General features: G+C 38.5%; 21 protein-coding genes, 2 rRNA genes, 2 pseudogenes and 1 riboswitch (1 of these 26 only partly in view). Of the genes and pseudogenes, 4 read left to right on the plus strand and 21 right to left on the minus strand.

Translation table 11 applies throughout. The features are described from left to right. Positions 1–97: 97 nt before the first annotated feature. The 5 genes and pseudogenes from ACEWFJ_RS22700 to pcrB all read right to left on the minus strand — a co-directional run bounded on the left by ACEWFJ_RS22700 (position 98) and on the right by pcrB (position 7,293). Positions 98–866 (minus strand): annotated as a pseudogene (locus ACEWFJ_RS22700) (TSUP family transporter). 273 nt (positions 867–1,139) lie between these two features. Further along, entirely contained in the window at positions 1,140–2,321 is a 1,182-nt protein-coding gene (locus ACEWFJ_RS22705; protein WP_473690008.1) for a CamS family sex pheromone protein, read from the minus strand. A 16-nt stretch (positions 2,322–2,337) separates the two neighbouring features. Continuing rightward, complete coding sequence (gene ligA / locus ACEWFJ_RS22710) at positions 2,338–4,347, minus strand: NAD-dependent DNA ligase LigA (protein ID WP_473690009.1); 2,010 nt, start codon at positions 4,345–4,347, stop codon at positions 2,338–2,340. Between the two features lie 15 nt (positions 4,348–4,362). After that, the gene (gene pcrA / locus ACEWFJ_RS22715) at positions 4,363–6,591 is read right to left on the minus strand and encodes a DNA helicase PcrA (protein WP_473690010.1); all 2,229 of its coding nucleotides are present in this window, start codon (positions 6,589–6,591) and stop codon (positions 4,363–4,365) included. Positions 6,592–6,603: 12 nt separating this feature from the next. After that, positions 6,604–7,293, minus strand: coding sequence for a heptaprenylglyceryl phosphate synthase (gene pcrB / locus ACEWFJ_RS22720; RefSeq protein ID WP_440604289.1), 690 nt, complete (start codon positions 7,291–7,293; stop codon positions 6,604–6,606). Positions 7,294–7,490: 197 nt separating this feature from the next. Between pcrB and ACEWFJ_RS22725 the strand changes: the two genes are divergently transcribed. The 3 genes and pseudogenes from ACEWFJ_RS22725 to ACEWFJ_RS22735 form a co-directional block, all read left to right on the plus strand. Then, positions 7,491–7,874 (plus strand): YgaP family membrane protein, encoded by a 384-nt coding sequence (locus ACEWFJ_RS22725; RefSeq protein WP_429717350.1) that lies wholly within the window; start codon positions 7,491–7,493, stop codon positions 7,872–7,874. A 199-nt stretch (positions 7,875–8,073) separates the two neighbouring features. Further along, positions 8,074–8,919: an SPFH domain-containing protein gene (locus tag ACEWFJ_RS22730; protein ID WP_429720111.1), complete on the plus strand. Its 846-nt coding sequence runs from the start codon at positions 8,074–8,076 to the stop codon at positions 8,917–8,919. 15 nt (positions 8,920–8,934) lie between these two features. Continuing rightward, positions 8,935–9,084, plus strand: a pseudogene (locus ACEWFJ_RS22735) (type II toxin-antitoxin system antitoxin); the annotation flags it as partial. Positions 9,085–9,237: 153 nt separating this feature from the next. Here ACEWFJ_RS22735 and ACEWFJ_RS22740 read toward each other — a convergent pair. The 14 genes from ACEWFJ_RS22740 to purE form a co-directional block, all read right to left on the minus strand. Next, positions 9,238–9,660, minus strand: a complete 423-nt coding sequence (locus ACEWFJ_RS22740; protein ID WP_473690011.1) for a DUF1801 domain-containing protein — start codon at positions 9,658–9,660, stop codon at positions 9,238–9,240. A 279-nt stretch (positions 9,661–9,939) separates the two neighbouring features. Beyond that, positions 9,940–10,545, minus strand: a complete 606-nt coding sequence (locus tag ACEWFJ_RS22745) for a hypothetical protein (RefSeq protein ID WP_473690012.1) — start codon at positions 10,543–10,545, stop codon at positions 9,940–9,942. Between the two features lie 320 nt (positions 10,546–10,865). Continuing rightward, a complete protein-coding gene (purD, locus tag ACEWFJ_RS22750; protein WP_473690013.1) occupies positions 10,866–12,131 on the minus strand; it encodes a phosphoribosylamine--glycine ligase in 1,266 nt (421 codons plus the stop codon). 322 nt (positions 12,132–12,453) lie between these two features. Next, the gene (purH, locus tag ACEWFJ_RS22755; protein WP_429717334.1) at positions 12,454–13,989 is read right to left on the minus strand and encodes a bifunctional phosphoribosylaminoimidazolecarboxamide formyltransferase/IMP cyclohydrolase; all 1,536 of its coding nucleotides are present in this window, start codon (positions 13,987–13,989) and stop codon (positions 12,454–12,456) included. A 36-nt stretch (positions 13,990–14,025) separates the two neighbouring features. Continuing rightward, positions 14,026–14,604, minus strand: coding sequence for a phosphoribosylglycinamide formyltransferase (gene purN, locus ACEWFJ_RS22760; RefSeq protein ID WP_473690014.1), 579 nt, complete (start codon positions 14,602–14,604; stop codon positions 14,026–14,028). Then, complete coding sequence (gene purM / locus ACEWFJ_RS22765) at positions 14,601–15,641, minus strand: phosphoribosylformylglycinamidine cyclo-ligase (protein ID WP_473690015.1); 1,041 nt, start codon at positions 15,639–15,641, stop codon at positions 14,601–14,603. Before purM ends, purN begins: the two co-directional genes overlap by 4 nt. Before the next feature lie 143 nt (positions 15,642–15,784). Continuing rightward, positions 15,785–17,200: an amidophosphoribosyltransferase gene (purF, locus tag ACEWFJ_RS22770; RefSeq protein ID WP_098309201.1), complete on the minus strand. Its 1,416-nt coding sequence runs from the start codon at positions 17,198–17,200 to the stop codon at positions 15,785–15,787. After that, on the minus strand, positions 17,185–19,404 hold the full coding sequence (gene purL / locus ACEWFJ_RS22775; RefSeq protein ID WP_429712552.1) for a phosphoribosylformylglycinamidine synthase II: 2,220 nt from the start codon (positions 19,402–19,404) through the stop codon (positions 17,185–17,187). The genes purF and purL overlap by 16 nt, the downstream gene beginning before the upstream one ends. Beyond that, entirely contained in the window at positions 19,388–20,071 is a 684-nt protein-coding gene (gene purQ / locus ACEWFJ_RS22780) for a phosphoribosylformylglycinamidine synthase subunit PurQ (RefSeq protein WP_230574569.1), read from the minus strand. The genes purL and purQ overlap by 17 nt, the downstream gene beginning before the upstream one ends. Beyond that, positions 20,068–20,322 carry a phosphoribosylformylglycinamidine synthase subunit PurS gene (gene purS, locus ACEWFJ_RS22785; protein ID WP_098309204.1) on the minus strand — a complete coding sequence of 85 codons (255 nt, stop codon included), beginning with the start codon at positions 20,320–20,322 and terminating at the stop codon, positions 20,068–20,070. Before purS ends, purQ begins: the two co-directional genes overlap by 4 nt. Further along, positions 20,315–21,034, minus strand: coding sequence for a phosphoribosylaminoimidazolesuccinocarboxamide synthase (gene purC / locus ACEWFJ_RS22790; RefSeq protein WP_429712554.1), 720 nt, complete (start codon positions 21,032–21,034; stop codon positions 20,315–20,317). The genes purS and purC overlap by 8 nt, the downstream gene beginning before the upstream one ends. Positions 21,035–21,123: 89 nt before the next feature. Further along, entirely contained in the window at positions 21,124–22,425 is a 1,302-nt protein-coding gene (gene purB / locus ACEWFJ_RS22795) for an adenylosuccinate lyase (RefSeq protein ID WP_473690016.1), read from the minus strand. Then, positions 22,422–23,573 (minus strand): 5-(carboxyamino)imidazole ribonucleotide synthase, encoded by a 1,152-nt coding sequence (purK, locus tag ACEWFJ_RS22800; RefSeq protein ID WP_429712556.1) that lies wholly within the window; start codon positions 23,571–23,573, stop codon positions 22,422–22,424. Before purK ends, purB begins: the two co-directional genes overlap by 4 nt. After that, positions 23,570–24,055, minus strand: coding sequence for a 5-(carboxyamino)imidazole ribonucleotide mutase (gene purE, locus ACEWFJ_RS22805; protein ID WP_429712557.1), 486 nt, complete (start codon positions 24,053–24,055; stop codon positions 23,570–23,572). The genes purK and purE overlap by 4 nt, the downstream gene beginning before the upstream one ends. Before the next feature lie 108 nt (positions 24,056–24,163). Beyond that, positions 24,164–24,265, minus strand: a riboswitch (purine riboswitch). A gap of 216 nt (positions 24,266–24,481) precedes the next feature. Here purE and ACEWFJ_RS22810 point away from each other — a divergent pair. Next, positions 24,482–24,982, plus strand: coding sequence for a DUF1269 domain-containing protein (locus ACEWFJ_RS22810; protein ID WP_473690017.1), 501 nt, complete (start codon positions 24,482–24,484; stop codon positions 24,980–24,982). A 149-nt stretch (positions 24,983–25,131) separates the two neighbouring features. On the opposite strand, the gene rrf is transcribed toward ACEWFJ_RS22810, so the two are convergent. After that, positions 25,132–25,247, minus strand: a 5S ribosomal RNA gene (gene rrf / locus ACEWFJ_RS22815). Between the two features lie 50 nt (positions 25,248–25,297). Continuing rightward, positions 25,298–26,242: ribosomal RNA gene (locus tag ACEWFJ_RS22820) — 23S ribosomal RNA — on the minus strand (it continues 1,978 nt past the right edge of the window).

The raw sequence follows: 26,242 nt of genomic DNA on the forward strand, positions 1-26,242 counted from the left end.
TTCGATTTGTTCAAATATTCTTAGACTTATATTTAAAAAATTATTTAATTTTTTAAATATAATAAATAAAAAAACAACATGATGCATATGCATCATGTTATAAAATATGAACGTATTCCCAAAAGTTTTTCCCAATTAACAAAATCGTTACTGTCAAAAATAAAATTCGTATATATCCTACGCCCTTTCGAACAGCAAATCTTGAACCGAAATATGCCCCTGCAATCATTGATAAACCCATAATTAAACCATATTTAAACTGAATTGCACCTAAAAATAAAAATGTAATCAATGATACAATATTGCTAACAAAATTTAACACTCGACCAGATGCCGCTGCACCGATAAAATCCATCCCAATTAATAAAAATGCAAAAATTAAAAATGAACCTGTGCCCGGTCCAAAAAACCGTCATAAAATCCAAGCATTAAAATAACGAAATAAAATAAAAATGTTTTTCCTTTCGTCATTTTCTTATAGGTAGCTACACTACCCCAATCTTTTTTAGAATAATATAAATCGCAATTAACACAAGCATAACTAACACAAGAGGTCGCAAAACATCCGGTGGGATGTACTTTACAACAAATGCCCCTGCAACTGCCCCAACAATTGTGAACGGAATTAGTTTTCCTACAATGCGAAAATCTACTTTTTTAGAACGAATAAAATAAAGCGTACTCGTAAATGATCCCATTGTTGCTGCCAATTTATTTGTAGCAATAGCCGAAGCCGGCGGCAACCCAAGAAACATAAGTGCTGGAAGGGAAATTAAACCGCCTCCTCCAACCACAGAGTCGATAAATGACGCTAAAAATCCGAAAGCAATGAGTAGTATAATGACTTGCAAGCTTAAATCTTCCATCTGTCCTTTCCCTCGATCCCCTTTTTTATTAACAACATTAAAAATTATAACAAAATTTCTAATATAAAGTGAAACTTTAATCAGTGGGGGTCTTTATTCCCCACTGATTATTAGTTGAACCACTCGGGCTTTTACGGGCAGTTTAGCTCCCACCTATCTGCTTCGCTTCTCTCACCCTTGAGGTGGGGGTCTTACTGCCCGCGAATAACGGGCTAAATGCTCGCAAATAATGCAATAGAAAAAGCCGTTCCTATAATAAGGAACGACTTTCTCTTAATCTAAAATTTGGACAAACGGTTTATCTTGCTTTACGTCACGAATAATAATTGCTTCTGGGCGTTCTACCGACTTAATCGTTACTTGCACTTTAACATAGTTAGGAAAATACTCCATAACAGCCCCAGCTACAAATTGTGTAAATCCAATGACTTCCGCTTTTCCATTAAACTGAACTGGAATCTCAAGCTTCATTTCTTTTAATTGACCATCTTTATAGAACCCTCTGCCAACAACCGCAGTATAGTTTCCGTCAAAATAAGTCGCTAGTTTAGCATTAAAGTTCTTTACAATTGTTGCATCGTCACGATAATTCGTGTCTGCTTCATTCGAAGGGAACAAATAATATTTTTCATCTATTGCTTTCCAATCTTCTACTTTGTCACTGCCTTTATCAACTGTTGTATATGATAAATATGATCCTGGTACAAGTGAAGATTTAGCTTCTTGTCGATAAATCGCAAATGTAATTGGGACATTTTTCAATTCATCTTTCTGTTTCAAAATCGGTAAAATTTCTTGGGCCATTTCCTTACCCTGTTTTAGCAATTCTTCGTCAGAGATTTTATTTTCACGCGGATAACCATGTTCTTCTGTATAATAATTAACAGAATTCATCGCAAGACCAATTACAACTCCGCTTAACTCTGCTTCGTTGTTACTTTTTGTTTTTAAATAATCTTGTTCTAAAATTTGCGCTAGATAAATTGGACTCTTTTCATTTTTTGCTTGTAATGTTTCCGATTCTCCTGCCGGTAACTCTGGATTCAATCCATTTGGCAGCTTCTTCTTCGATACTTTTTCTAAATTAGCTTGTTGCTCTGGTGTACGTTTTCTGCCCAATAGCGCTTGTATCGTATCTTTATCTAAATACTTTCCTTCCTGATAGAAATAATCTTTCGTATCATATGATTCTTTCGCAATGCGCATTAATCCTGTTTCAAATTCATCAACATCTAAACGGCTATTTAATCCTTGTACAGCTAACCCATGTGCTGAACCTGATTTAAATGGAACTGCTGTTTTATAAAAATCATCTGAAATAGAGTATTTCGGAAGAATCGCTTTATCTTTCGAATCCCCGGATTTTTCTACAACTTTATCTTCTTTTTTCAAATCAGCGCTACATCCACTGAGAAGTAACCCAAGGCTTAACACTGCTAATATAACTTTTTTCATGGTAACTTTGCACCTCTTAATTATTGAGCTCTTGTAAGAACCTCGCTTCATCCCAAATCTCAACGTTATGTTTTTGTGCTTGTGCTAGCTTAGAGCCAGCAGCTTCTCCTGCAATGACTAAATCTGTACTTTTGCTCACACTACCTGTGACTTTCCCGCCAAGTTCTTCAATTTTCTTTTTCGCTTCACTGCGTCCCATCACTTCTAGTTTACCAGTTAAAACAACTATTTTCCCTGCAAAATAAGATTCAATGTTTTCTAAATCTGTTCGTTTTATCCCTTTATAAGTCATATTTACGCCATATGACTTAAATTGTTGTAATAACTCTTGTACATCTTCATTATCAAAATACGTAACGATAGATTGCGCCATTTTTTCACCAATCTCATTAATGGTCGTCAGCTCTTCTTCTGTCGCCTTCGCTATGTGATCCATCATTTCATAATGTTCCGCTAATGTGCGAGCAGCTTTGGCTCCAACGTGGCGAATACCAAGGCCGAACAGTAATCGCTCTAATGAATTGTCTTTTGACGTTTCAATTGCTTGTACTAGATTTGAAGCAGATTTTTCTCCAAAACGTTCTAGTTGTAATAGCTGTTCTTTCGTTAATGTATACAAATCTGCAAACGTACGAATATAATTTGCGTCAAATAACTGGGTAATTACACGTTCACCTAACCCATCGATATTCATCGCATTACGTGATACGAAGTGAATTAATCCTTCCCGAATTTGTGCTGGGCATGCTGGATTAATACAACGAAGCGCAACCTCTTCTTCTAAACGAACAAGTTCACTCTCACATGCCGGACAATGCGTTGGCATATGAAACTCTTCTTCTTCACCTGTACGGCGGTCTACAATCACATTTACAACTTCAGGAATAATGTCTCCAGCTTTCTTTACAACAACATAGTCGCCAATGCGAATATCTTTTTCACGAATTAAATCTTCGTTGTGTAAAGAAGCCCTACGAACAATCGTTCCTGCCACGCGTACTGGTTCTAATTCAGCAGTTGGGGTTACCACACCTGTTCGTCCAACACTTAGCTCAATGCCCGTCAGCTTCGTAACAACTTCTTCCGCTGGGAATTTATATGCAATTGCCCATCTCGGACTTTTTGCTGTTGTTCCTAAGCTTTCTTGAAGTGACACATCGTCTACTTTAATAACGATACCATCAATTTCATAATCAAGATGTGGACGTTTTTCTTGCCAATCTTGTACATAATGAATGACCTCATCGATTGTTTCGCAAACTTGGCGATTAGGGTTTGTTTTAAAACCCAGCTCCCCTAAAAGGTTTAACGATTCACTATGCGATGTAATTGTCTTTCCTTCTAAATCAGTAAGTCCATATACAAATAAAGATAAATTACGCTTTGCTGCAATTTTTGGATCAAGCTGACGCAATGAACCCGCTGCTGCATTACGTGGATTCGCAAAGACAGCTTCTCCGTTCTGTTCTTTTTCTTCATTTAACTTAACAAATGAACGTTTTGGCATGTACGCTTCACCGCGCGCTTCTAGCGTCACTTCTTCTGTTAAACGCAGAGGAATTGCTTTAATTGTTTTTAAATTTTGTGTAATATCCTCACCCGTTATACCATCACCACGAGTTGCCCCTTGAATGAAGCGCCCTTTTTCATAATGAAGGGAAACGGCAAGTCCGTCAATTTTTAATTCACACACATATCTTACATTTTGTCCGTCAATTCCTTGACGTACCTTGCGATCAAAATCACGTAAATCTCCTTCATTAAAGGCATTTCCTAAACTTAACATCGGTGATTTATGCGTTACTTTCTCAAAAATATCAAGAACCTCTCCGCCAACGCGAACAGACGGAGAATCTTCTGTAAATAATTCTGGATGCTCTGTTTCTAATTTTATAAGCTCTTGCATATGACGATCATACTCGGCATCAGATACAGATGGATTATCTAGCACATGATATTCATAATTAAACTTATTTAAAATGTCACGCAGCTCTTCAATGCGCTTTTGTGCTGCTTCTTTCGGCATAACCTCATTCCTTTCTTACACTTTCGTAACTGGTGCAAATTTAGCCAATAATCGTTTAATACCAATTGGACTTGGAAACGCAATGTCTAATTCTTTTGCATCTCCGTCCCCTTTTACACTCACAACCGTACCAATGCCCCATTTTTGATGTGATGCTTTATCGCCAACTGACCAGCCAATTTGCTCACCGCCTGTTGTTTTCGCGGCAGGACGAACAAAGGCTGAGCGTGAACGAGTTGTCGTTGTAGTCGTAGGTTTTGACTTTGTACTAAAACTTTCACGCTTTGGTTTCACTTCATGAAGCGTTTCAATGAGATCCTCAGGAATCTCAGAAATGAAACGTGACTCTTTATTCATACTTGTTCTACCAAATATCGTTCGCATTTGAGCATTCGTTACGTACAGTTCTTCTTCTGCACGTGTAATACCAACGTATGCTAAACGGCGCTCTTCTTGCATTTCATCTTCTTCCATTAAAGAGCGCGTATGCGGGAAAATTCCTTCCTCTAGCCCTAAAATGAAGACGACAGGGAATTCTAATCCTTTTGCAGAGTGCATTGTCATTAAAATCACTTCTTCACCAGCCGTTGGATCTTCATCTACACGGTCAATATCAGCAACAAGCGCTAAATCAGTTAAGAAAGCAACAAGGCTCTTATCTTCGCTTTGAGATTCAAACGTTTGTGTAACAGATAAGAATTCTTCTAAGTTTTCTAAGCGTCCTTCTGATTCTAATGTACGTTCATTCTTCAGTGCATCACGATAACCTGTTTTCTCTAACACTTCCTCAACAAGCTCTGTTACTGATAAATACTCTTGCATGTTCACCCAATTATGAAGCTGCTTTGCAAATTCTGCTACTGTCTTCGTAATTTTTGCACTTAGTCCAACGTGTTCAATTTCATCTAACACAGCCGTCAGCGAAAGACCATTTTGCACGCCATAATTAATAATTTTATCAATTGATGTTGCTCCAACACCGCGTTTTGGTACATTAATAATACGAGCGAAACTAATTTCATCATCAGGATTCGCAATTAAACGTAAGTATGCCAATATATCTTTAATTTCTTTACGATCGTAGAACTTAATGCCCCCGACAATTTTATATGGAATATTGGACTTCAGAAAAATCTCCTCGACCATACGAGACTGAGCATTTGTACGATAAAGTACCGCAAAGTCTGTGTACTTTCGACTGCCTATTTGCACTTCATCACGAATCTTTTTCGCGACAAAGTAAGCCTCATCCTTTTCAGTTGCAGCACGGTAATACGAAATTTTACTCCCTACTTGATTATCCGTCCATAACTTCTTCGGTTTACGGTTCATATTATTTTCAATAACAGCATTCGCTGCGTTTAAAATACTTCGCGTCGAACGATAGTTTTGCTCCAGTAAAATAACCTGTGCATTTTCATAATCTTTTTCAAACGACAAGATATTAGCAATATCTGCCCCGCGCCAGCGATAAATCGATTGATCTGAGTCACCGACCACGCAAAGGTTTTTAAAACGCGCAGCCAATTTATTAACGAGAATGTACTGAGCACGGTTCGTATCTTGATACTCATCAACGTGAATATATTGGAATTTACGTTGATAAAACTCCAGTACTTCTGGTATACGCTCAAATAATTGAATAGTCGTCATAATTAAATCATCAAAATCAAGCGCATTATTTTTGAGAAGACGCTTTTGATACTCTGTATACACATCGCTTGTCATCTTTTCGTATGGATCTGCAATTGAGATTTTCTTCGCATATTTTTCTGCAGATAACAATTCATTTTTCGCATTACTAATTGTCGCAAGAACAGAACGAGGTTCAAACTTCTTTGGATCAATATTGCGCTCTTTCATAATTTTTTTCACAACTGTTAATTGGTCGCTTGCATCTAAAATCGTAAAGTTACGATTAATGCCGATGCGATCAATATCGCGTCGTAAAATGCGAACACACATGGAGTGGAATGTTGAAATCCAAATATCCTCTGCTTCTGGACCAACAAGCTTGTCAATACGCTCACGCATTTCACGTGCAGCTTTATTTGTAAACGTAATCGCTAATACATTCCACGGTGCAACACCTTTTTCACCAAGTAAATAAGCAATTCGGTGCGTTAACACACGCGTCTTACCACTGCCTGCACCTGCCATAAGTAACAGCGGTCCCGCCGTTGTTTGTACAGCTTTTTGCTGCTGCGGATTTAATCCTGTTAATAATTTTTCTGTTTTACTCATTTATTCGGTCACCTACTCTCCTTTTACAGCTTTTACTGTTGCTAAAGCTTTCTTTATATCTTCATAAATTAAATTTCCAACGACAACTGTATCCGCATACTGTGCCATTTTCTTCGCTTGGTCTGCACTTGCAATTCCGCCGCCGTAATATAATGTTGCATTTTGCAGCTCAGCTTTCACTTTTCTTACGAGTTCCACATCTCCATATGTGCCGCTGTATTCTAAATAGAAAATTGGTAAATGAAGAAGTTTGTCAGCCATACGTGCATATGCAATCACATCGTCTTCTGACAACTCACAGTTTGCTTCTGTTAACTTTGCCACTTTCGCTTCTGGATTTAATACACAGTATCCCTGCATAAAAATTTCATCCCAGTTCATAATATCCCCAAACTCTTTCAATGCCGCATGGTGAAGGCCTGTTATCCATTCGATCTTTCGGCTATTTAATACGCTCGGGATGTAATAAAAATCGAATCCTGGTGTAACAGAATCCATCGTTGAAACTTCTAATACACAAGGAACCGCATATCTACGAATGCTTACTAGCATGTGTAATACATTATCAATTGTAATTCCGTCACTTCCGCCTACAATAACAGCGTCCGTTCCTGACTCACAAATAAGCTCTAAATGTTCGTCGCTTAACTCCTTATTCGGGTCAAGCTTAAATACATGTTTCCACTGTGAAATATCGTACATGAAAACACCCTTTCTTTTTATCTAATCGCCTTTACACATTCTTTCATTATAACAAAAAATAATGTGCTGACACACATTCCACACAACATCTTTTTCTACGTCAAATGTTGGATTGTATATAGAGAAAGCATGAAAGGAACAATAACTCTTGAAATAGATATATCTATTTTAAAGCTGATGAAGAGGGAGTGAATGTCTTGTTCAAGCAAAACATCGGCACAATGAATGCCTTTATTCGTATTACCATTGGTCTCGTTCTGCTTAGCTGCAATACAGCAAAACTTGCAAGAAGACCATGGTGTATTTGGTCCAAAATTATGCTTTGGGTTGGAGCAATGAGAATTGCAGAAGGAATCGTTCGTTTCTGTCCTATTGTGGCAGCATGTAAACTCGGTAAATTTATGAATATCCCGGATTTAAAAATGCCTGGCATGGATCTTATGAAGAATGGACAATCTAATAAACAAGAAGCACATCATACTTCTCATGACGAAGAAAAAACAAGCTCTGGAAGTTATGATGCTTCTGATAAGGAAATTGAGTCTGCACTTGAAAAGGCTCTTATGTCCAAACCGCTTTGAATCATTTGTCACTATGCAAGATGCTCTAAAAGAAACTTAGCTGCTGCAGTGGGCGGCTAAGTTTCTTTTATTTTACCACGAACAGGAACTAATGTTCGTTATTGGTGGTTTTTTTATTTTTTTGAAAAAATTAGGATATAATCCTATTGTCAATCTTGATATAAAAGTGATATCATTTTTATATCAAGGGGGCGAAAATATGAAGGAAAAACAAGTATTTCATGTAAATGGTTTTTTAGGAATAGTTGTCATTCTAGTTTTAATTGGTATCGGTGTATTCAGCCTTATTAATGAATTATTCGCTATTGCCGTTATCTCGTTTTTATTAGCAGCAATCCTTGCAAGTGGCATTGGCATCGTCCAGCCAAACCAAGCAAAAGTGATTACATTTTTCGGTAACTATTTAGGAACAATTCGTGAAAATGGATTATTTTTAACAGTTCCATTTGCATTTCGCCAAACCGTTTCACTACGCGTGGAAAACTTTAATAGTAAGAAATTAAAAGTCAATGATGTAGAGGGGAATCCGATTGAAATCGCAGCTGTTGTTGTATACAAAGTCGTTGATTCCGCAAAAGCAATCTTTGGTGTCGAACATTATGATGCCTTCGTGGAAATTCAAAGCGAAACAGCAATTCGCCACGTGGCAACGAAATATGCATATGATAATTTCCAAGATGAAAACAGCATTACACTGCGTGGAAACTCAGAAGAAATCTCCGAAGAGTTAAAACGAGAATTAGAAGCACGCTTAGAAATTGCAGGAGTAGAAGTAATCGAAACTCGTTTAACGCACTTAGCTTATGCAACAGAAATTGCACACGCAATGCTTCAGCGTCAACAAGCAAAAGCAGTATTAGCTGCAAGAAAAGAAATTGTCGAAGGTGCCGTACAAATGGCGAAAGACTCGATTCAAAAGCTAGATGAAGAAGGTATACTTGAGTTAGATGACGAAAGAAAAGCAAATATGGTCAATAACTTACTAGTTGCTATTGTTTCAGATAAAGGAGCACAGCCTGTCATTAATGCAGGAAGTCTATATTAGAGGTTGTCGGTAATCATGGCTAAAAAGAAAAGCTTTCCATTACGAATCGATCCCCAATTGTACGCAGTTATTGAAAAATGGGCAAACGACGAATTCCGAAGCGTGAATGCTCATATTGAATATTTACTTCGCGAAATGGCAAAACAAAAGGGTAAGATAAAAAAGAAAACGAGTCCTAACTTTTTAACAAGTAGGACTCGTTTTCCTTTTAGGAGTATCGCCATCAAGCTAAGCTTAAGTAAGAATTAATTCAACTAGATTTTTTTCTGCTTTTTAAAGAATGAATATGAACTATTTAAAAATCTACATAAAATTTCATTACTGATTTGGATACGTCTCTTTCAAAAAACTTACAGATTGTTTGATTAGCGCTTTTAGAACATTAATATCAATGTCTGCTACTTTATTAATATATACACATGATTTTCCAGACGTGTATTTTCCAAAGTTTTTTAATAGTTCTTCTCGCCCAGGGTCACCAGTTGCAAAATATAAACTAATTTTGGCTTTTCTAGGGGAAAAGCTCACTAATGGGGCATCTCCTTCATGACCGGATGCATATTTATAATGGTATGTTCCAAATCCAATAATGCTCGGTCCCCACATCTTTGCTGTATAGCCCGTTGTTTCAGTAAATATATCTAATAATTGATATGCGCTTTCTCTTTTTTTAAGACTTTCAACATTTTCAATAAACTCAATTACGCTATTGTCGGTTTCTGTTGTTTTGAGTTTGTACATATTAGAGACCCTCCTTTTTAGATATCGGTTTCATCACATATATATAATTATAATATAGGGGTCACCATACATATCCATCAAGTTAAGATGAATTTGTATCTATATAACGAAAATAAGGCTATTCTTTTTGTAGAAATATGCAGAAAGGGTGGCATTTTTTACACCTAGGGGTAATTGATATTCTTAAGTTGATGGGCATGTGGAAAATCCCAACACCTATAAAACAGCCTCCCAATAATTAGGAGGCTGTTTTATTGTTTTTTATTTTATGTATCGCAATTATTTATTGCCAAACATTTTATCCATTGATTTTGAATTTGCAAACAATGCTTCCTCTAAATTTTCATCAGAAACAATTTTATAGTTACCATCTTTGTCTTTCTTTAAGTTCAGCGTAACTACACGAGTCGTCATTGTCGCATCTTTATCAGACAAGTTCTTAACAAGAGTTGTCGTCATCATTTGCTCCATTGCCTTATCAGATTGTTCTTTGTTTTCACTAAACGCACTTGCAAAAGCCATAGGCATGATCTCTCCGATTGTCTTTGTAGTTGCAACAGCCATGTCAACAGAAGTGATTTTTACTTTAACCTTTGCCTTATCATCTTTCTTAGATACTTGTTCTGGTTCTTCAAATTTATAGTTCTTTACGATTGCATCGAATACTACCTTCCCCTCAATGCCGTCTTCCGTTTTATTTAGTTTGCTAAAATCGTAGCCCTTATCACCTTTATAAACAAAAGTACTTGCTTTTTCATAATTCCCTTTTTGTATCGCTGTCAAAAATTCTTGTACAGTATCATCGGGATTCGAGCATCCTGCCAATACACTCATTAATAATCCTATCATCATGACAAATGTCAATGATTTAAACATCTTTTTCATAATTATTCCCCCTGCTATTTATTAGAAATATTTAATGACATCTATATCTTACTTTATAAAAAAATAACAAACAATAAAAAGTAATATTCAGATTAATTGAATGCAATCGCTTGGTAAATTTTCGTGATTATATAATCCATCAGTGGGGGTCTTACTGCCCGCGCATAGCTGGATAAAATAAAGGATCCAAAGCAAAATGTACTTTCGCTTTGGATCCTTATTTCGTCGTCTTAAGAAGTGCGTGGCAAGAAACTCACCCGATTATCAACTTTACTATTTAACAGAGCTAGCTAGTATTTAAAGGGCCTTTTAACAACCCTCTAGCAATCTACTTTCGCAATTGCGCGGTACCCTATATCACTTCGATAAAATAAACCATCACTCTCAATTTTCGTGATTTCTCCATACACCTTATTCTTTGCCTCTTGTAAGTCTTTTCCTTTGCAAGCAACAAATAACACACGCCCACCGTTAGTTACAAATTCTCCATCTTTAACATCCGTTCCGGCATGAAATACGATAACATCTTCCAATGTTTCTAGTCCTCGAATTACAGCACCTTTTTCGTAAGCTTCTGGATATCCTTTAGAAGCTAATACAACACCAATTACTGCTTCTTCAGACCACTCTAAAGTAAGTTCTGTTCCATCTAATACATGATTACATACATCAACTAAATCGCTTTCTAACCGTGGTAAGATTACTTCTGTTTCTGGATCACCAAAGCGAGCATTGAATTCAATTACTTTCGGGCCTTCACTTGTTAAAATAAGCCCTGCATATAAAATACCTGTAAAAGAACGTCCTTCTTGTATCATTGCTTGAGCTGTTGGATGTAGAACAGTTTCAATCGCTTGTTCTACTGCTGATTGCGGAATTTGTGGTACCGGAGAATAAGCACCCATTCCGCCTGTATTTGGTCCTTTATCCCCATCAAAAGCACGTTTATGATCTTGTGCAATTACCATTGGATATACAGTTGTTCCGTTTACAAATGCCATAAGTGAAAATTCTTGGCCGTCTAAAAATTCTTCAATGACAACCTTTTTGCTTGCTTCTCCAAACTTTACATCTTGCAGCATTTCTTTTACAGCCTGCAGTGCTTCTTCTAACGTCATGGCAACTGTTACGCCTTTACCAGCTGCTAGGCCATCTGCTTTAATAACAATTGGTGCGCCAACTTTTTCAATGTATTGTACAGCTGCTTCATACTCTGTAAATGTTTCATATGCCGCCGTTGGAATATCATACTTTTTCATAAGCTCTTTCGTAAAAGCTTTACTTCCTTCAATAACAGCTGCTGCTTTGTTCGGACCAAAAACGCGAAGCCCTTCCTCTTCAAAGCGATCAACAATACCGTTCATAAGTGGAATTTCCGGGCCAACAAACGTTAAACCAATGTTATTTTCTTTTGCAAAAGCAATAAGCGCATCAAAATCATTTTCATCGATAGCTACGGGCGTTGCTACATCTTTCATTCCTTCATTTCCTGGCGCTACATATACAGTCTCTACTTGCTCTGATTGTGCAAATTTCCATGCTAACGCATGCTCACGTCCACCACGGCCAATTACTAAAATGTTCATATTTCATCCTCCATTATTCAGATAAAGTGAAACTTCCATCAGTGAGAGCTTACTGCTCATTAAAATAGGATAAATACAAAGGAACAGACTCAAAAATTCAGTCCCTTCTTACGTGTCCAGCGATATATCGACGGAAGTGGTGCATTTATCGGCGCTTTTCACAATATATCGACCGTTCTTTAAAATATATCGGCGCTTCGACAGAATATAAAGACCCTTCGACAATGTTCGACACGCGAATAATCTAACAGCTGGCTCATATTGAAAAGTAGAAGAAGATGACCCAAAAGTGGACTTTTTGGTCATCTCCTTTGTTTCTAAATTAATGTTTGAAATGACGTACTCCAGTGAACACCATTGCAATGCCGTACTCGTCTGCTTTTTTAATTGAATCTTCGTCACGAATAGATCCGCCTGGCTGAATGATTGCTGTAATACCTGCTTTAGCCGCTTCTTCTACTGTATCTGGCATTGGGAAAAATGCATCGGAAGCAAGTGCGCTGCCTTTTGCTTTTTCGCCAGCTTGATTCATCGCAATTTTCGCTGCACCAACGCGATTCATTTGACCTGCACCAACACCAATTGTCATTTCATCTTTTGCTAGAACAATCGCATTCGATTTTACATGTTTCACAACTTTCCATGCTAATTTCAGATCGTTCCACTCTTGCTCTGTTGGCTCACGTTTTGTTGGAATTGTAACTGTTGCATCATCTAATGACAACGTATCTTCTTCTTGTACAAGTAAACCACCTTGGATAGAAGTTAGCTTTTTACTTGCTGTTTCTGCTTTTGCAATATCTATTGTTAAAAGACGTAAATTTTTCTTACTTTGTAATACTTCTAACGCTTCTTTTGAGAAAGACGGTGCGATAATGATTTCTAAGAAAACTTCATGTAGCTTTTCTGCTGTAGCTTTATCAATTTCACGGTTTGCTGCAATGATACCGCCGAAGATTGATACTGGATCAGCCTCATATGCACGTGTGTACGCTTCATGAATATCAGCACCAACACCAACGCCGCATGGATTCATATGTTTTACCGCTACAACTGCTGGCTCTGTAAATTCTTTTACGATACTAAGAGCTGCATCTGCATCGTTAATGTTATTGTAAGACAGCTCTTTCCCATGTAATTGCTCTGCATAAGCAACAGAAGAAACTGCTGCAAATGGCGCTTTATAGAATGTTGCTTTTTGATGCGGATTTTCGCCATAACGTAAATCTTGTTTTTTCTCAAACGTAACAGTTAGCGTTTCAGGGCTTTCTTCTCCTGTTTGTTCTGTTAAATAGTTTGAAATTAATGCATCATATGCCGCTGTATGACGGAATACTTTTGCTGCTAATTTACGTTTTGTTTCTTTTGAAACTTCTCCGCTTCCCTTTAGTTCTCCTAATACAACATCGTAGTCTGTTGGATCAACAATAACTGTTACAAACTCATGGTTTTTCGCAGCAGATCGAATCATTGTTGGTCCGCCAATATCAATATTTTCAATTGCATCAATAAATGTCACATCTGGCTTTGCAATCGTTTCTTTAAATGGATATAAGTTTACAACAACAAAGTCAATTGGCTGAATGCCAAGCTCATTCATTTGAGACATATGTGTTTCATTATCACGTACTGCAAGCAATCCGCCATGAATGTTTGGGTGTAATGTTTTCACACGTCCGTCCATAATTTCTGGAAAACCTGTTACTTCAGAAATTCCAATGACTTGTAAGCCGTTTTCTTCTAGTAATTTTTTTGTTCCGCCTGTTGAAATAACCTCAATACCTTGCTCAAGTAATCCTTTTACGAACTCTACAACTCCAGCTTTATTTGAAACACTTACTAATGCACGCTTTTTCATTTATTCTTCACCCCTAGTTGTATTAAAATGCTGCTCTTATGACTTCACTTTAGAATGTAATAAAGATTTCACCGTATCCACGTACAATCTATGTTCGACAAGTTGAATTTTCTTTTGTAAACTTTCTCGTGTATCATCTTCAGAAACTGCTACCGCTTCCTGTGCGATAATTGGTCCTGTATCCATTCCTGCATCCACGTAATGGATTGTTACTCCTGTTACTTTCACACCAGCTTCAATCGCTTGCCCAACTGCATCTTTTCCTGGAAAACTTGGCAATAACGACGGATGAATGTTAACAATTCTGCCTCCATAAGCAGCTAGTAACGTTGGACCAATTAAACGCATATACCCCGCTAAAATAATCCAATCAATCTCGGATTCTTGTAATTTCTTTAATATTGCTTGTTCAAATGCTTCCTTTGATTCATAATCTTTCGCTGAAAAGGAAAAGCAAGGAACATGATGATTATTTGCACGCTGAACAACACGCGCACTAGGTTGATCACATACAAGTAAGCTAAGCTGTGCATCTAATCTTCCGTCTTCTACTGCATCCACAAGTGCTTGAAAGTTAGAACCACTTCCTGAAGCAAAAATTGCTATTCGGTTCATGATACTACTCCTCCATTAAATGTAACCCCTGAACCTTGTACAGTACGTCCGATGATACGAGCTGTTTCCCCTTGTTCTTCTAAAAGCTTAATAGCACCTTCTGCATCTTCTTCTTTGACCGCTACTACCATACCAATACCCATGTTAAAAATATTGAACATTTCTTCTCTATTTAATTGACCAACTTCTTGCAGTAAATCAAAGATTGGATGAACTGTCCAAGAACCAAGTTCGATTTGTGCTCCAATACCGTCTGGCAACATACGTGGAATATTTTCAATAAATCCACCACCAGTAATGTGAGCCATACCGCTTACGTTATATTTCTTCAATAGTTCTAAAATAGGTTTGACATAAATTTTCGTTGGTGTTAATAATTCTTCACCAAGTGGGAGTTCTAAACGACCATACGTACGATCAAGTGAAAGCTGTCCATCCTCTAATAGCACCTTACGTACAAGAGAGTAACCATTACTATGAATTCCACTAGAAGCAAGTCCGATTAATACTTGATTCGCTTCAATGGATTGTCCCGTAACAATTTTCTTTTTATCAACAATACCAACTGTAAAACCAGCTAAATCGTATTCTTCCTCAGAATACATACCAGGCATTTCAGCTGTTTCCCCGCCGATTAATGAACAACCAGCTTGACGGCATCCTTCTGCAATTCCTTTGACGATGTTTTCAACTTTACTAGGTTCTGCTTTACCACAAGCAATATAATCTAGGAAAAAGAGCGGCTCTGCCCCTTGAACAACAATATCATTCACACACATTGCAACTGCATCGATGCCGATTGTGTCATGCTTATCCATCATGAAAGCGAGCATTAATTTTGTTCCTACACCATCTGTTCCAGATACTAATACTGGCTCTTCTAATGCAAATTTTGAAAGATCAAACATTCCTCCAAAACCGCCTAAGCCACCTAGCACTTCTTTTCTCATCGTTGTTTGCACGTGTTTTTTCATGCGAGATACCGCTTCATATCCAGCTTCAATATCTACTCCTGCTTGCTTATATGCATTCGCCATCGTTTCTATACACCTCGTCTTTTTATACTGAAAGAATTTCTCCCGTCTACCGAACAGTAAAACTATAATGATAAAACTTTAAGAAAAAGCAAGCTTCTACACAGCGTATAGTAGAAGCTGCTATACTTTCTTATTACTCTACTTTATTTCATACTTTCTAAAAGCTCTTGTTCGTAATCATAAAGAGCCGTTGGATAATCTCCATTAAAGTAAGCCATACATAAACCGCCATATTTCCCTTCATATGGGCGGCCAATTGCATCGATTAAGCTCTCTTCACTTAAAAACGTTAAAGAGTCTGCTCCAATGATTTGACGAATTTCTTCTATTGAATGATTTGCTGCGATTAATTCTTTTCTTGTTTGAATGTCAATTCCATAGAAGCATGGATACTTAAGCGGCGGCGAAGCAATTCTTACATGCACTTCTGTTGCCCCAGCCTCGCGAAGCATACGAACAATTCGCTTGCTTGTTGTACCGCGCACAATAGAATCGTCAATCATAACAACACGTTTCCCTTCAACAACACCACGTACTGCTGAAAGCTTCATTTTTACACCTTGCTCACGTAATTCTTGTGAAGGTTGAATAAAGGTACGTCCAACGTAACGATTCTTAATTAATCCTAATTCATAAGGAATTCCTGTCGCTTCCGCGTAACCGATTGCTGCCGAAATACTAGAATCTGGTACACCTGTTACAACATCAGCTTCAACTGGAGCTTCCTTTGCTAACAATTTCCCCATATTTTTACGTGCTGCATGAACGTTAACACCAGCAATGTTTGAATCAGGGCGAGCGAAATAAATATACTCCATACTACAAATCGCATGCTCCACATCATTTGTATAGCGATCTGCGTGTATTCCCTCATCATTAATAACAATGATTTCTCCAGGCTCTACATCACGAATGTATGTTGCCCCAACAACATCAAACGCACATGTTTCAGATGCTACAACGTACGCATCTCCCATCTTTCCGATCGAAAGGGGCCTAAATCCATTTGGATCTAATGCAACAATCATTTCGTTTCCTGTTAATAATAAATATGCAAAAGCACCTTTTACTTTGTTTAGTGCATCTTTTACACTTTCAATTAATGTACCTTTTGTATTGCGCTTAATTAAATGAAGCAATACTTCTGTATCCGAACTTGTTTGAAAGATGCTTCCTTCTGCTTCTAATTCACGACGAAGCATTTTTGCGTTAATTAAATTACCGTTATGAGCTAATGCCATACTATGGTCTGAGAAGCGAAATAACAGTGGTTGAACATTTGCAACTTCAGCACCGCCTGCTGTCGCATAACGAACATGCCCAATCGCTGATTGTCCGTTTAAGCCTTCTAACTCGCCGCGTGAAAACACTTCTGATATTAAACCAAGACCTTTATGACCAATGATTTTCTCCCCATTATTTACAACAATGCCAGCGCCTTCTTGGCCACGGTGCTGCAAGCTATGCAGTCCATAATACGTAACTTGAGCTGCATTTTCATGCCCCCAAATTCCGAAAACGCCACATTCTTCATTTAGCCCCTTTATTTCATTAAGCATGGAATAGCCCCTTTCCAAGCCGTTCTCATTTCATCAACATCTGCTGTAAGCAATACTTCGTTTTCTTCATTACGAATTGTTAATTGATTTGCACTTGTTACTTCCCCAACATAAAGTGCATCTATCATACTTTCAAACGCTTCTTTTTGCTCACGTTTTACTGTAACAACAAAGCGAGATTGTGATTCTGCAAATAACATTGCTGTTGCTTCTCCAGCTAATTTCACATCTGCACCTAATCCGTTTGCACCCATTGCACTTTCTGCGAAAGCAACTGCTAATCCGCCTTCTGCAACGTCATGCGCTGATTGTACAAGACCTTTTTGAATAGCTGCTAGTAATTGCTTTTGGCGTTTTTCTTCTACTTCTAAATCGATGCTTGGTGCTTGACCGAAGATTTTACCATGTAACATTTTTTGTAGCTCACTACCACCAAACTCAGCTTTCGTTTCACCGATTACATAAACAAGATCGCCAGCTTGCTTAAACTCTTGCGTTGTTACATGCTTTACGTCATGTACAAGACCAACCATACCAACAGTTGGTGTTGGATATACCGCTTCACCGCTGCGTTCGTTGTACATTGATACGTTTCCGCCAATAACAGGTGTACTTAACGTGCGGCATGCTTCGCTCATACCATCTACTGACTTCTCAATTTGCCAGAAAATTTCTGGCTTTTCTGGATTACCAAAGTTTAAGCAATCTGTAATTGCAAGCGGCTCACCGCCAGAACATACAATATTACGAGCTGCTTCTGCTACAGCAATTTTCCCGCCCATTTCTGGGTCTAAGTAAATGTAGCGAGAGTTACAATCTGTTGTCATTGCTAATGCTTTATTTGTTCCGCGTACACGAACAACCGCTGCATCAGATCCTGGTGTAACAACTGTGCTTGTGCGTACTTGATAATCATATTGATCATATACCCACTCTTTACTTGCAATCGTTGGTTGTTGTAATAGAGATAATAATGTTTCTTTATAATTCTCCACTTTTGGTGTTTCCATCTTCATTTGTTGGAACTCTGCAAAATACGCTGCTTCTTTTGAAGGCTTATGATAAACAGGTGCTTCTTCTGCTAATGCATCAGCTGGCACTTCCGCAACCATTTCTCCTTTATGGAATAAACGAAGCATTTTATCTTCAGTTACTTTTCCCATTGTCACTGCCGCAAGACCGTATTTTTCAAATAACTCTACAATCTCTTGCTCTCTACCTTTTTTCACGACGATTAACATACGCTCTTGTGATTCAGAAAGCATCATCTCATATGGCGTCATACCTGTTTCACGTTGTGGTACATCATCTAAGTACATTTCAATACCCATACCTGCTTTACTTGCCATCTCTGCAGAAGATGATGTTAGGCCTGCTGCTCCCATATCTTGAATACCGACAAGTGCATCAGATTTGATAAGCTCTAAGCACGCTTCAATTAAAAGCTTCTCCATAAACGGGTCGCCTACTTGCACTGCTGGGCGCTTTGCATCGGAATCCTCAGATAGTTCTTCTGACGCAAACGTTGCACCGTGAATACCGTCACGGCCTGTTGCTGCACCAACATACATTACTGTATTACCAGCACCGTGCGCTTGGCCTTTTTTAATATCTTCATGGTTAATTAAACCAACACACATTGCATTTACAAGTGGATTCCCTTCATAGCATGGATCAAACTGTACTTCTCCGCCAACAGTTGGAATTCCAATGCAGTTACCGTATCCTGCAATACCTGCTACAACTTCTTCAAATAAATATTTCACGCGCGGTGATTGTAACTCACCGAAGCGAAGTGAATTTAACATAGCAATTGGACGTGCTCCCATAGAAAACACATCACGTATAATACCGCCTACTCCTGTTGCCGCACCTTGATACGGCTCAATTGCAGATGGATGGTTATGACTTTCCATTTTAAATACTACCGCTTGATTGTCACCGATATCTACGATACCAGCACCTTCACCAGGACCTTGTAATACACGTTCACCAGTCGTTGGGAACTTACGAAGAACTGGCTTTGAGTTTTTATAACTACAATGTTCTGACCACATAACAGAGAATAATCCTGTTTCTGTATAGTTTGGAAGACGGCCTAAAATCTTTTCAACCATTGCAAACTCTTCGTCGGTTAATCCCATTTCTGCATAAATGCGTTTTTCTTTAATTTGAGTTGGATTTGGCTCAAGCAGTAACGACATATGTTTCCCTCCAATGTTTCAAAATAGATTGAAATACTTTTAGACCATCCGCTCCTCCAAGCAATTCGTCAACAGCACGCTCTGGGTGCGGCATCATGCCAAGTACATTCCCTTGCTCATTTACAATCCCTGCAATATCTGAAACGCTTCCGTTTGGATTCTCTACATAACGGAACACAATTTGATTATTTTCTTCTAACTGTTTCAATGTCACTTCATCACAGTAGTAGTTTCCTTCACCATGAGCAATCGGAATATCGATAACTTCGTCTTTCTCATATTGCGACGTGAACATTGTTGTATTATTTTCAACACGTAGCTGAACAGTACGACACATAAATTTTAAGTTTTTATTGCGAATTAATGCACCTGGTAGCAATCCAGACTCTACTAAAATTTGAAAACCGTTACATACACCTAAAATTGGTTTTCCTGCTTCAGCTGCTTTTTGTACACCTTTCATTGCGTTTGCAAAGCGAGAAATAGCTCCGCAGCGAAGATAATCTCCGTAAGAGAAACCGCCTGGTAGTAAAATTCCATCGTACTCATCTAAGTTTTCTGTATCATGCCAAACATAGTCTACATCTTGGCCAAGCTCATCTTTAATTGCATGAAACATATCCACATCACAGTTCGAACCTGGGAAAACGATTACGGCAAATTTCACTGCGCGACAACCTCCTCAACTTCATAGCGATAATCTTCAATCACTACGTTCGTTAATAATTTCTCGCACATTTCTTTTACCATTGCATCAATATCTGTAACTGATTTATCAATTGTTAACTCCATATATTTACCGATACGAACATCTTGTACTTCTGTAAATGAAAGACTATGAAGTGCCCCTTTTACCGCTGTTCCTTGTGGATCTAATACACTTTCTCTTAACGTGACATATACTTTTACTTTATACATGTGAAGCTCCCCCTAATCGTTTTAAAAGTTCTTCATAAGCATCTGTTAAATTACCAAGATCGCGGCGGAATACATCTTTATCAAATTTTTCGTTGCTCGTTTCATCCCATAAACGGCATGTATCTGGTGAAATTTCATCCGCTAATAAAATTTCTCCCTCTTCTGTTACCCCAAACTCTAATTTAAAATCTATTAATCTTACACGACAGTTTGCGAAATGCTCAATCAATACTTGATTGATCTGTAGAGCTTTTTCTCGTAATGTGCTTACTTGCTCTGGCGTTGCAACGTTTAACACACGAATATGATCTTCTGTTACAAGCGGATCTCCTAAATCATCATCTTTGTAGTAAAATTCCACAATCGGTGTTGTAAGTGCAGTTCCTTCTTCCATTCCTAATCGTTTTGAAAGACTGCCTGCAATTACATTTCTTGTGACAACTTCTAATGGAATGATGCTCACTCTTTTTACGATTTGTTCTGTTTCCGATACTTTCTCAACAAAGTGTGATTTGATTCCCACTTCTTGTAACTTTCTGAATAAAAGAGTTGTAATCTCATTGTTCAGACGACCTTTTCCAGAAATCGTCGCTTTCTTTTCCCCATTGAAAGCAGTAGCACTATCTTTGTACTCTACCCAAACCATATCTGCTGTTTCTGTACGATAAATTCTTTTTGCTTTTCCTTCATACAGCAATTCTAGCTTTTGCACTTCGCAAGCCCCCTGTAGTTTGAAAAATGTGAATAGTATAATTAAAAAGAATGGCACAGAATGATCCTATTCTGTGCCATATAAAATTATCAGTTTAAGCCAAGACGTTCAAAAATTGTATCAACGTGTTGTAAGTGATGTTCATAGTTGAAACATTCATTGATTTCTTCTTGTGTTAATTTGCTTGTAATGCGCTCATCAGCTTCTACAAGCTCCTTAAATTGTACTTGTGTTTCCCAAGCTTCCATCGCTTTAGGCTGTACGATATCATAAGCTTCTTCACGTACCATACCTTTGTCGATTAGCGTAAGCATTACGCGCTGAGAGTAAATTAAACCATATGTTCTTTGCATGTTACGCTTCATGTTTTCTGGGAATACCGTTAAGTTTTTCACGATATTACCGAAACGATTTAACATGTAGTTTAATGCGATTGTTGCATCTGGTAAGATAACGCGTTCTGCAGAAGAGTGAGAAATATCACGCTCATGCCATAATGGAACGTTTTCGTAAGCAGTCATCATGTAACCACGGATAACACGAGCCAAGCCAGTCATATTTTCAGACCCAATCGGATTACGTTTATGTGGCATTGCAGACGAACCTTTTTGTCCTTTCGCAAAGGCCTCTTCTACTTCACGTGTTTCACTTTTTTGTAAACCGCGAATTTCGACTGCCATTTTTTCGATAGATGTTGCAATTAGTGCAAGTGTTGACATGTAATGTGCATGACGATCACGTTGCAGCGTTTGTGTTGAAATCGGTGCTGCTTCTAATCCTAAATTTTCACAAACATATTTTTCAACGAATGGATTGATGTTCGCGAATGTACCAACGGCACCAGATAATTTACCAACGCGAACTGTATCAGCTGCTTGCTTAAAGCGCTCTAAGTTACGTTTCATTTCTTCATACCAAAGGCCAAGCTTTAAACCAAATGTTGTTGGTTCTGCATGAACACCATGTGTTCTTCCCATCATAATTGTGTATTTATGTTCTTTTGCTTTATTAGCTAAGATACTAATGAAGTTCTCTAAGTCTTTTAATAAAATTTCATTAGCTTGTTTTAAGATGAAAGATAACGCTGTGTCTACTACGTCTGTAGATGTTAAACCGTAATGTACCCATTTACGTTCTTCGCCTAATGCTGGTGTCTCAGATACCGCACGAGTAAATGCTACAACATCATGACGTGTTTCTTGTTCAATTTCATAAATACGGTCAATATCGAAAGAGGCATTTTCACGAAGTTTTTTCACATCTTCTTTTGGAATATCTCCAAGTTCAGCCCAAGCTTCACAAGCTAAGATTTCAACTTCTAACCATGCTTTAAATTTGTTTTCTTCCGTCCAAATCGCACCCATCTCAGGGCGTGTATAACGACTAATCATCTTTTTCCCTCCAACAGTTGTTCTTGATGGTCCCAAATATGCAATGTCCGCGCTTTTTCTAAAGCAACATCAATCTTATCATTTAAAATATTAACGTGCCCCATTTTACGCTGCGGCTTTGCTTCTTCTTTACCATATAAATGCAAGTAACACCCGGTTAACCTATTCACTTGCTTTAGGACCCCTTCTATATGTTCGCCTAAAATGTTTACCATGACAACTGGTTTTAACAAAATTGTTTCTCCAAGAGGTAAATTACAGATTGCTCGGATATGCTGTCCGAATTGACTCGTTTCACAGGCATCAATTGTATAGTGTCCAGAGTTATGCGGTCTTGGTGCTAACTCATTAATATAAATCTCACCATTTGCTGTAGCAAACATCTCTACTGCTAGTGTTCCCACTAACTTTAGTTCATCCGCTAATCTCTCTGCATACTGAATTCCTTTTTGTGATAGTTCTTCTGTAATACGAGCTGGTACGATTGATTCATGTAAAATGTTATTCACGTGAATATTTTCGGCTACTGGAAATACCTTCGTTTCACCGTTTACACTACGTGTAACAATAACGGAAATTTCTTTTTCAAATGAAACCCATTTTTCTACAATACATTCCGCCTGATTTACAAGTTCCACCGCTCTCACAATATCAGCTTCACTTCTTAGTACAACTTGCCCTTTTCCATCGTATCCCCCTGTTGTTGTCTTTAACACACAAGGGAAGGAAAATTCAGCAATTGCTTCTAAAAGCTCTTCCTGCTTCTGAACGAGTCTGTATGGTGCTACTGGTAAACCCGCTTTCGTGATTGCATTTTTTTCTGTATAACGATTTTGCGTTGTGTATAATAATTGACTGCCCTGTGGTAAATAAGCATTCTTTTCAAGCCATTGTAAGCAGTTATAATCAATATTTTCAAATTCATATGTTACAACATCACTTATTTCTGCTAAGTGCTGAATTGCTTTTAAATCATTATACGGTGCCACAATTTCAATGTCGGCAACTTGTGCACACGGCGAAGACTTTGCTGGGTCTAATACTGCAATCTTATATCCCATTTCCTTTGCTGCAATCGCCATCATTCTGCCAAGTTGTCCCCCGCCAATAATACCAATCATTTGTCCAGGTAAAATCGTTTTTATCACAGCAGTTCACTACCTTCTCGCACATTTTTTTCAATTGCCTCTCGTCTCAGTTCTAATGCATCGTATATATCATCATGAAACGATCCTAGCATTTGCGTGGCAAGTAAACCTGCATTTGTAGCTCCGGCTTTTCCAATTGCGACAGTCGCAACTGGAACACCTCCTGGCATTTGGACAATAGATAGCAATGAATCTAAACCGTTTAACGCCTTCGATTGGACAGGAACACCGATGACAGGAATATTCGTTTTTGCAGCAACCATTCCTGGTAAATGAGCAGCTCCGCCTGCCCCAGCGATAATAACTTTTATTCCACGTTCACGAGCTGTTTCTGCATATTTAAACATATAATCTGGAGTCCGATGAGCGGATACGACTTTCTTCTCATACGGAATATTTAACTCTTCTAATATTTCACAAGCATACTTCATTGTTTCCCAGTCTGACGTGCTTCCCATAATGACTCCAACTAGTGGTTTCATATTAGAATCCCCCGATTCAAATAAAAAAAGCCTGATATAGAACATTCCTCTTTTACTATGAGAGAAAGTGCTCTACTCAGGCATGCGTATCCCATGTGAATAGAAAAATACCGAGTGACTTTCCCTCATAGTCCAACGATTAACGGTCGTTAGGTAGAGACTTGCAGGCCATATCCCCGCGATTATATGAGGTGCGATATAATATTGCTTCTACCGTTATATTAACAGGTGTTATTCAAACATGTCAACAAATAATCGAATGTTTTTCATAATATTAAATGTAACGTTCGTGTTTATTCCAGAAAACCGTATAAATATGCTTTATAAAACGAAATATATGTCCAATAACAAGTATTATTCAGGCATAATTTTCTTGACATACATACAAAATGCAGTGATACTTAAAGAAAAAGGCAGGTTTTGAATATGGACAAACAAGTCGCTGTACTTACTTTTGAAGAAGATACACAATCCTACAAAGCATTCTCTGTTATTAAAAAATTTCATTTAGAGCATCAACTAAAAGTGGAACAAATTGCAGTTATTAAACGCAAAATAGATGGTGAATTATCAATTGAAGATTTCTTAGATGTAACAGGCGCTGATAAAACCAATAAAGGCGGTTTAATCGGGATGTTTGTTGGGATTCTAGGCGGACCTTTCGGTGTATTGTTAGGTGGACTAATTGGATCAACGATTGGTATATTTAAAGATAAAAAAGAGATTACACATGCATATTCTGTTTTTGAAAACACATTAAAATCTATTAAACCTGGAAAAACAGGAGTCATTGTGATTGTGGAAGAGAAGACAGAAGATACATTAAATAGCATTGTACATGAAGGAAATGGAAAAATAGATCGTTATTCTGAAGCTGAATTGCGCTCCGAAATTGAGGCAGAACGTAAAAAATTAAAAACTAAGTAACTAGTGAACTGTACCCCGAATCGTGAACACTAAAAAAGTCCATGATTCGGGGTTTTTTGTATGTTTTTAAAGCTACTTCCTCGTTATAATGGAAACAATCATACTTTTTTAAACACAAAAAAACCTAAGTCGAAACGACTTAGGTTTTTGCCTGGCAACGTCCTACTCTCACAGGGACAAAGTCCCAACTACCATCGGCGCTAGAGAGCTTAACTTCCGTGTTCGGTATGGGAACGGGTGTGACCTCTCTGCCATCATTACCAGACTTATGAAGGTATATTCCTTCAAAACTAGATAACATTTGCTTCATATTATATGGTTAAGTCCTCGATCTATTAGTATTCGTCAGCTCCACATGTCACCATGCTTCCACCTCGAACCTATCAACCTGATCATCTTTCAGGGATCTTACTAGCTTAACGCTATGGGAAATCTCATCTTGAGGGGGGCTTCATGCTTAGATGCTTTCAGCACTTATCCCTTCCGCACATAGCTACCCAGCTATGCCCTTGGCAGAACAACTGGTACACCAGCGGTGCGTCCATCCCGGTCCTCTCGTACTAAGGACAGCTCCTCTCAAATTTCCTACGCCCACGACGGATAGGGACCGAACTGTCTCACGACGTTCTGAACCCAGCTCGCGTACCGCTTTAATGGGCGAACAGCCCAACCCTTGGGACCGACTACAGCCCCAGGATGCGATGAGCCGACATCGAGGTGCCAAACCTCCCCGTCGATGTGGACTCTTGGGGGAGATAAGCCTGTTATCCCCGGGGTAGCTTTTATCCGTTGAGCGATGGCCCTTCCATGCGGAACCACCGGATCACTAAGCCCGACTTTCGTCCCTGCTCGACTTGTAGGTCTCGCAGTCAAGCTCCCTTATGCCTTTGCACTCTACGAATGATTTCCAACCATTCTGAGGGAACCTTTGGGCGCCTCCGTTACTTTTTAGGAGGCGACCGCCCCAGTCAAACTGCCCACCTGACACTGTCTCCCGGGTCGATAAGACCCGTAGGTTAGAATTTCAATACAGCCAGGGCGGTATCCCACCAGCGCCTCCACCGAAGCTAGCGCTCCGGCTTCAAAGGCTCCCGCCTATCCTGTACAAGCTGTACCAAAATTCAATATCAGGCTACAGTAAAGCTCCACGGGGTCTTTCCGTCCTGTCGCGGGTAACCTGCATCTTCACAGGTACTATAATTTCACCGAGTCTCTGGTTGAGACAGTGCCCAAATCGTTACACCTTTCGTGCGGGTCGGA

It is taken from the genome of Bacillus sp. EA-CB0995 (genome assembly GCF_055814245.1).

Excerpts from the sequence above, each read along its gene's own strand:
- ACEWFJ_RS22705 (WP_473690008.1), bottom strand. The coding sequence starts at position 2,321 with ATGAAAAAAGTTATATTAGCAGTGTTAAGCCTTGGGTTACTTCTCAGT.
- ligA (WP_473690009.1), bottom strand. The coding sequence starts at position 4,347 with ATGCCGAAAGAAGCAGCACAAAAGCGCATTGAAGAGCTGCGTGACATT.
- pcrA (WP_473690010.1), bottom strand. The coding sequence starts at position 6,591 with ATGAGTAAAACAGAAAAATTATTAACAGGATTAAATCCGCAGCAGCAA.
- pcrB (WP_440604289.1), bottom strand. The coding sequence starts at position 7,293 with ATGTACGATATTTCACAGTGGAAACATGTATTTAAGCTTGACCCGAAT.
- ACEWFJ_RS22730 (WP_429720111.1), top strand. The coding sequence starts at position 8,074 with ATGAAGGAAAAACAAGTATTTCATGTAAATGGTTTTTTAGGAATAGTT.
- ACEWFJ_RS22740 (WP_473690011.1), bottom strand. The coding sequence starts at position 9,660 with ATGTACAAACTCAAAACAACAGAAACCGACAATAGCGTAATTGAGTTT.
- ACEWFJ_RS22745 (WP_473690012.1), bottom strand. The coding sequence starts at position 10,545 with ATGAAAAAGATGTTTAAATCATTGACATTTGTCATGATGATAGGATTA.
- purD (WP_473690013.1), bottom strand. The coding sequence starts at position 12,131 with ATGAACATTTTAGTAATTGGCCGTGGTGGACGTGAGCATGCGTTAGCA.
- purH (WP_429717334.1), bottom strand. The coding sequence starts at position 13,989 with ATGAAAAAGCGTGCATTAGTAAGTGTTTCAAATAAAGCTGGAGTTGTA.
- purN (WP_473690014.1), bottom strand. The coding sequence starts at position 14,604 with ATGAACCGAATAGCAATTTTTGCTTCAGGAAGTGGTTCTAACTTTCAA.
- purM (WP_473690015.1), bottom strand. The coding sequence starts at position 15,641 with ATGGCGAATGCATATAAGCAAGCAGGAGTAGATATTGAAGCTGGATAT.
- purF (WP_098309201.1), bottom strand. The coding sequence starts at position 17,200 with ATGCTTAATGAAATAAAGGGGCTAAATGAAGAATGTGGCGTTTTCGGA.
- purL (WP_429712552.1), bottom strand. The coding sequence starts at position 19,404 with ATGTCGTTACTGCTTGAGCCAAATCCAACTCAAATTAAAGAAAAACGC.
- purS (WP_098309204.1), bottom strand. The coding sequence starts at position 20,322 with ATGTATAAAGTAAAAGTATATGTCACGTTAAGAGAAAGTGTATTAGAT.
- purB (WP_473690016.1), bottom strand. The coding sequence starts at position 22,425 with ATGATTAGTCGTTATACACGCCCTGAGATGGGTGCGATTTGGACGGAA.
- purE (WP_429712557.1), bottom strand. The coding sequence starts at position 24,055 with ATGAAACCACTAGTTGGAGTCATTATGGGAAGCACGTCAGACTGGGAA.
- ACEWFJ_RS22810 (WP_473690017.1), top strand. The coding sequence starts at position 24,482 with ATGGACAAACAAGTCGCTGTACTTACTTTTGAAGAAGATACACAATCC.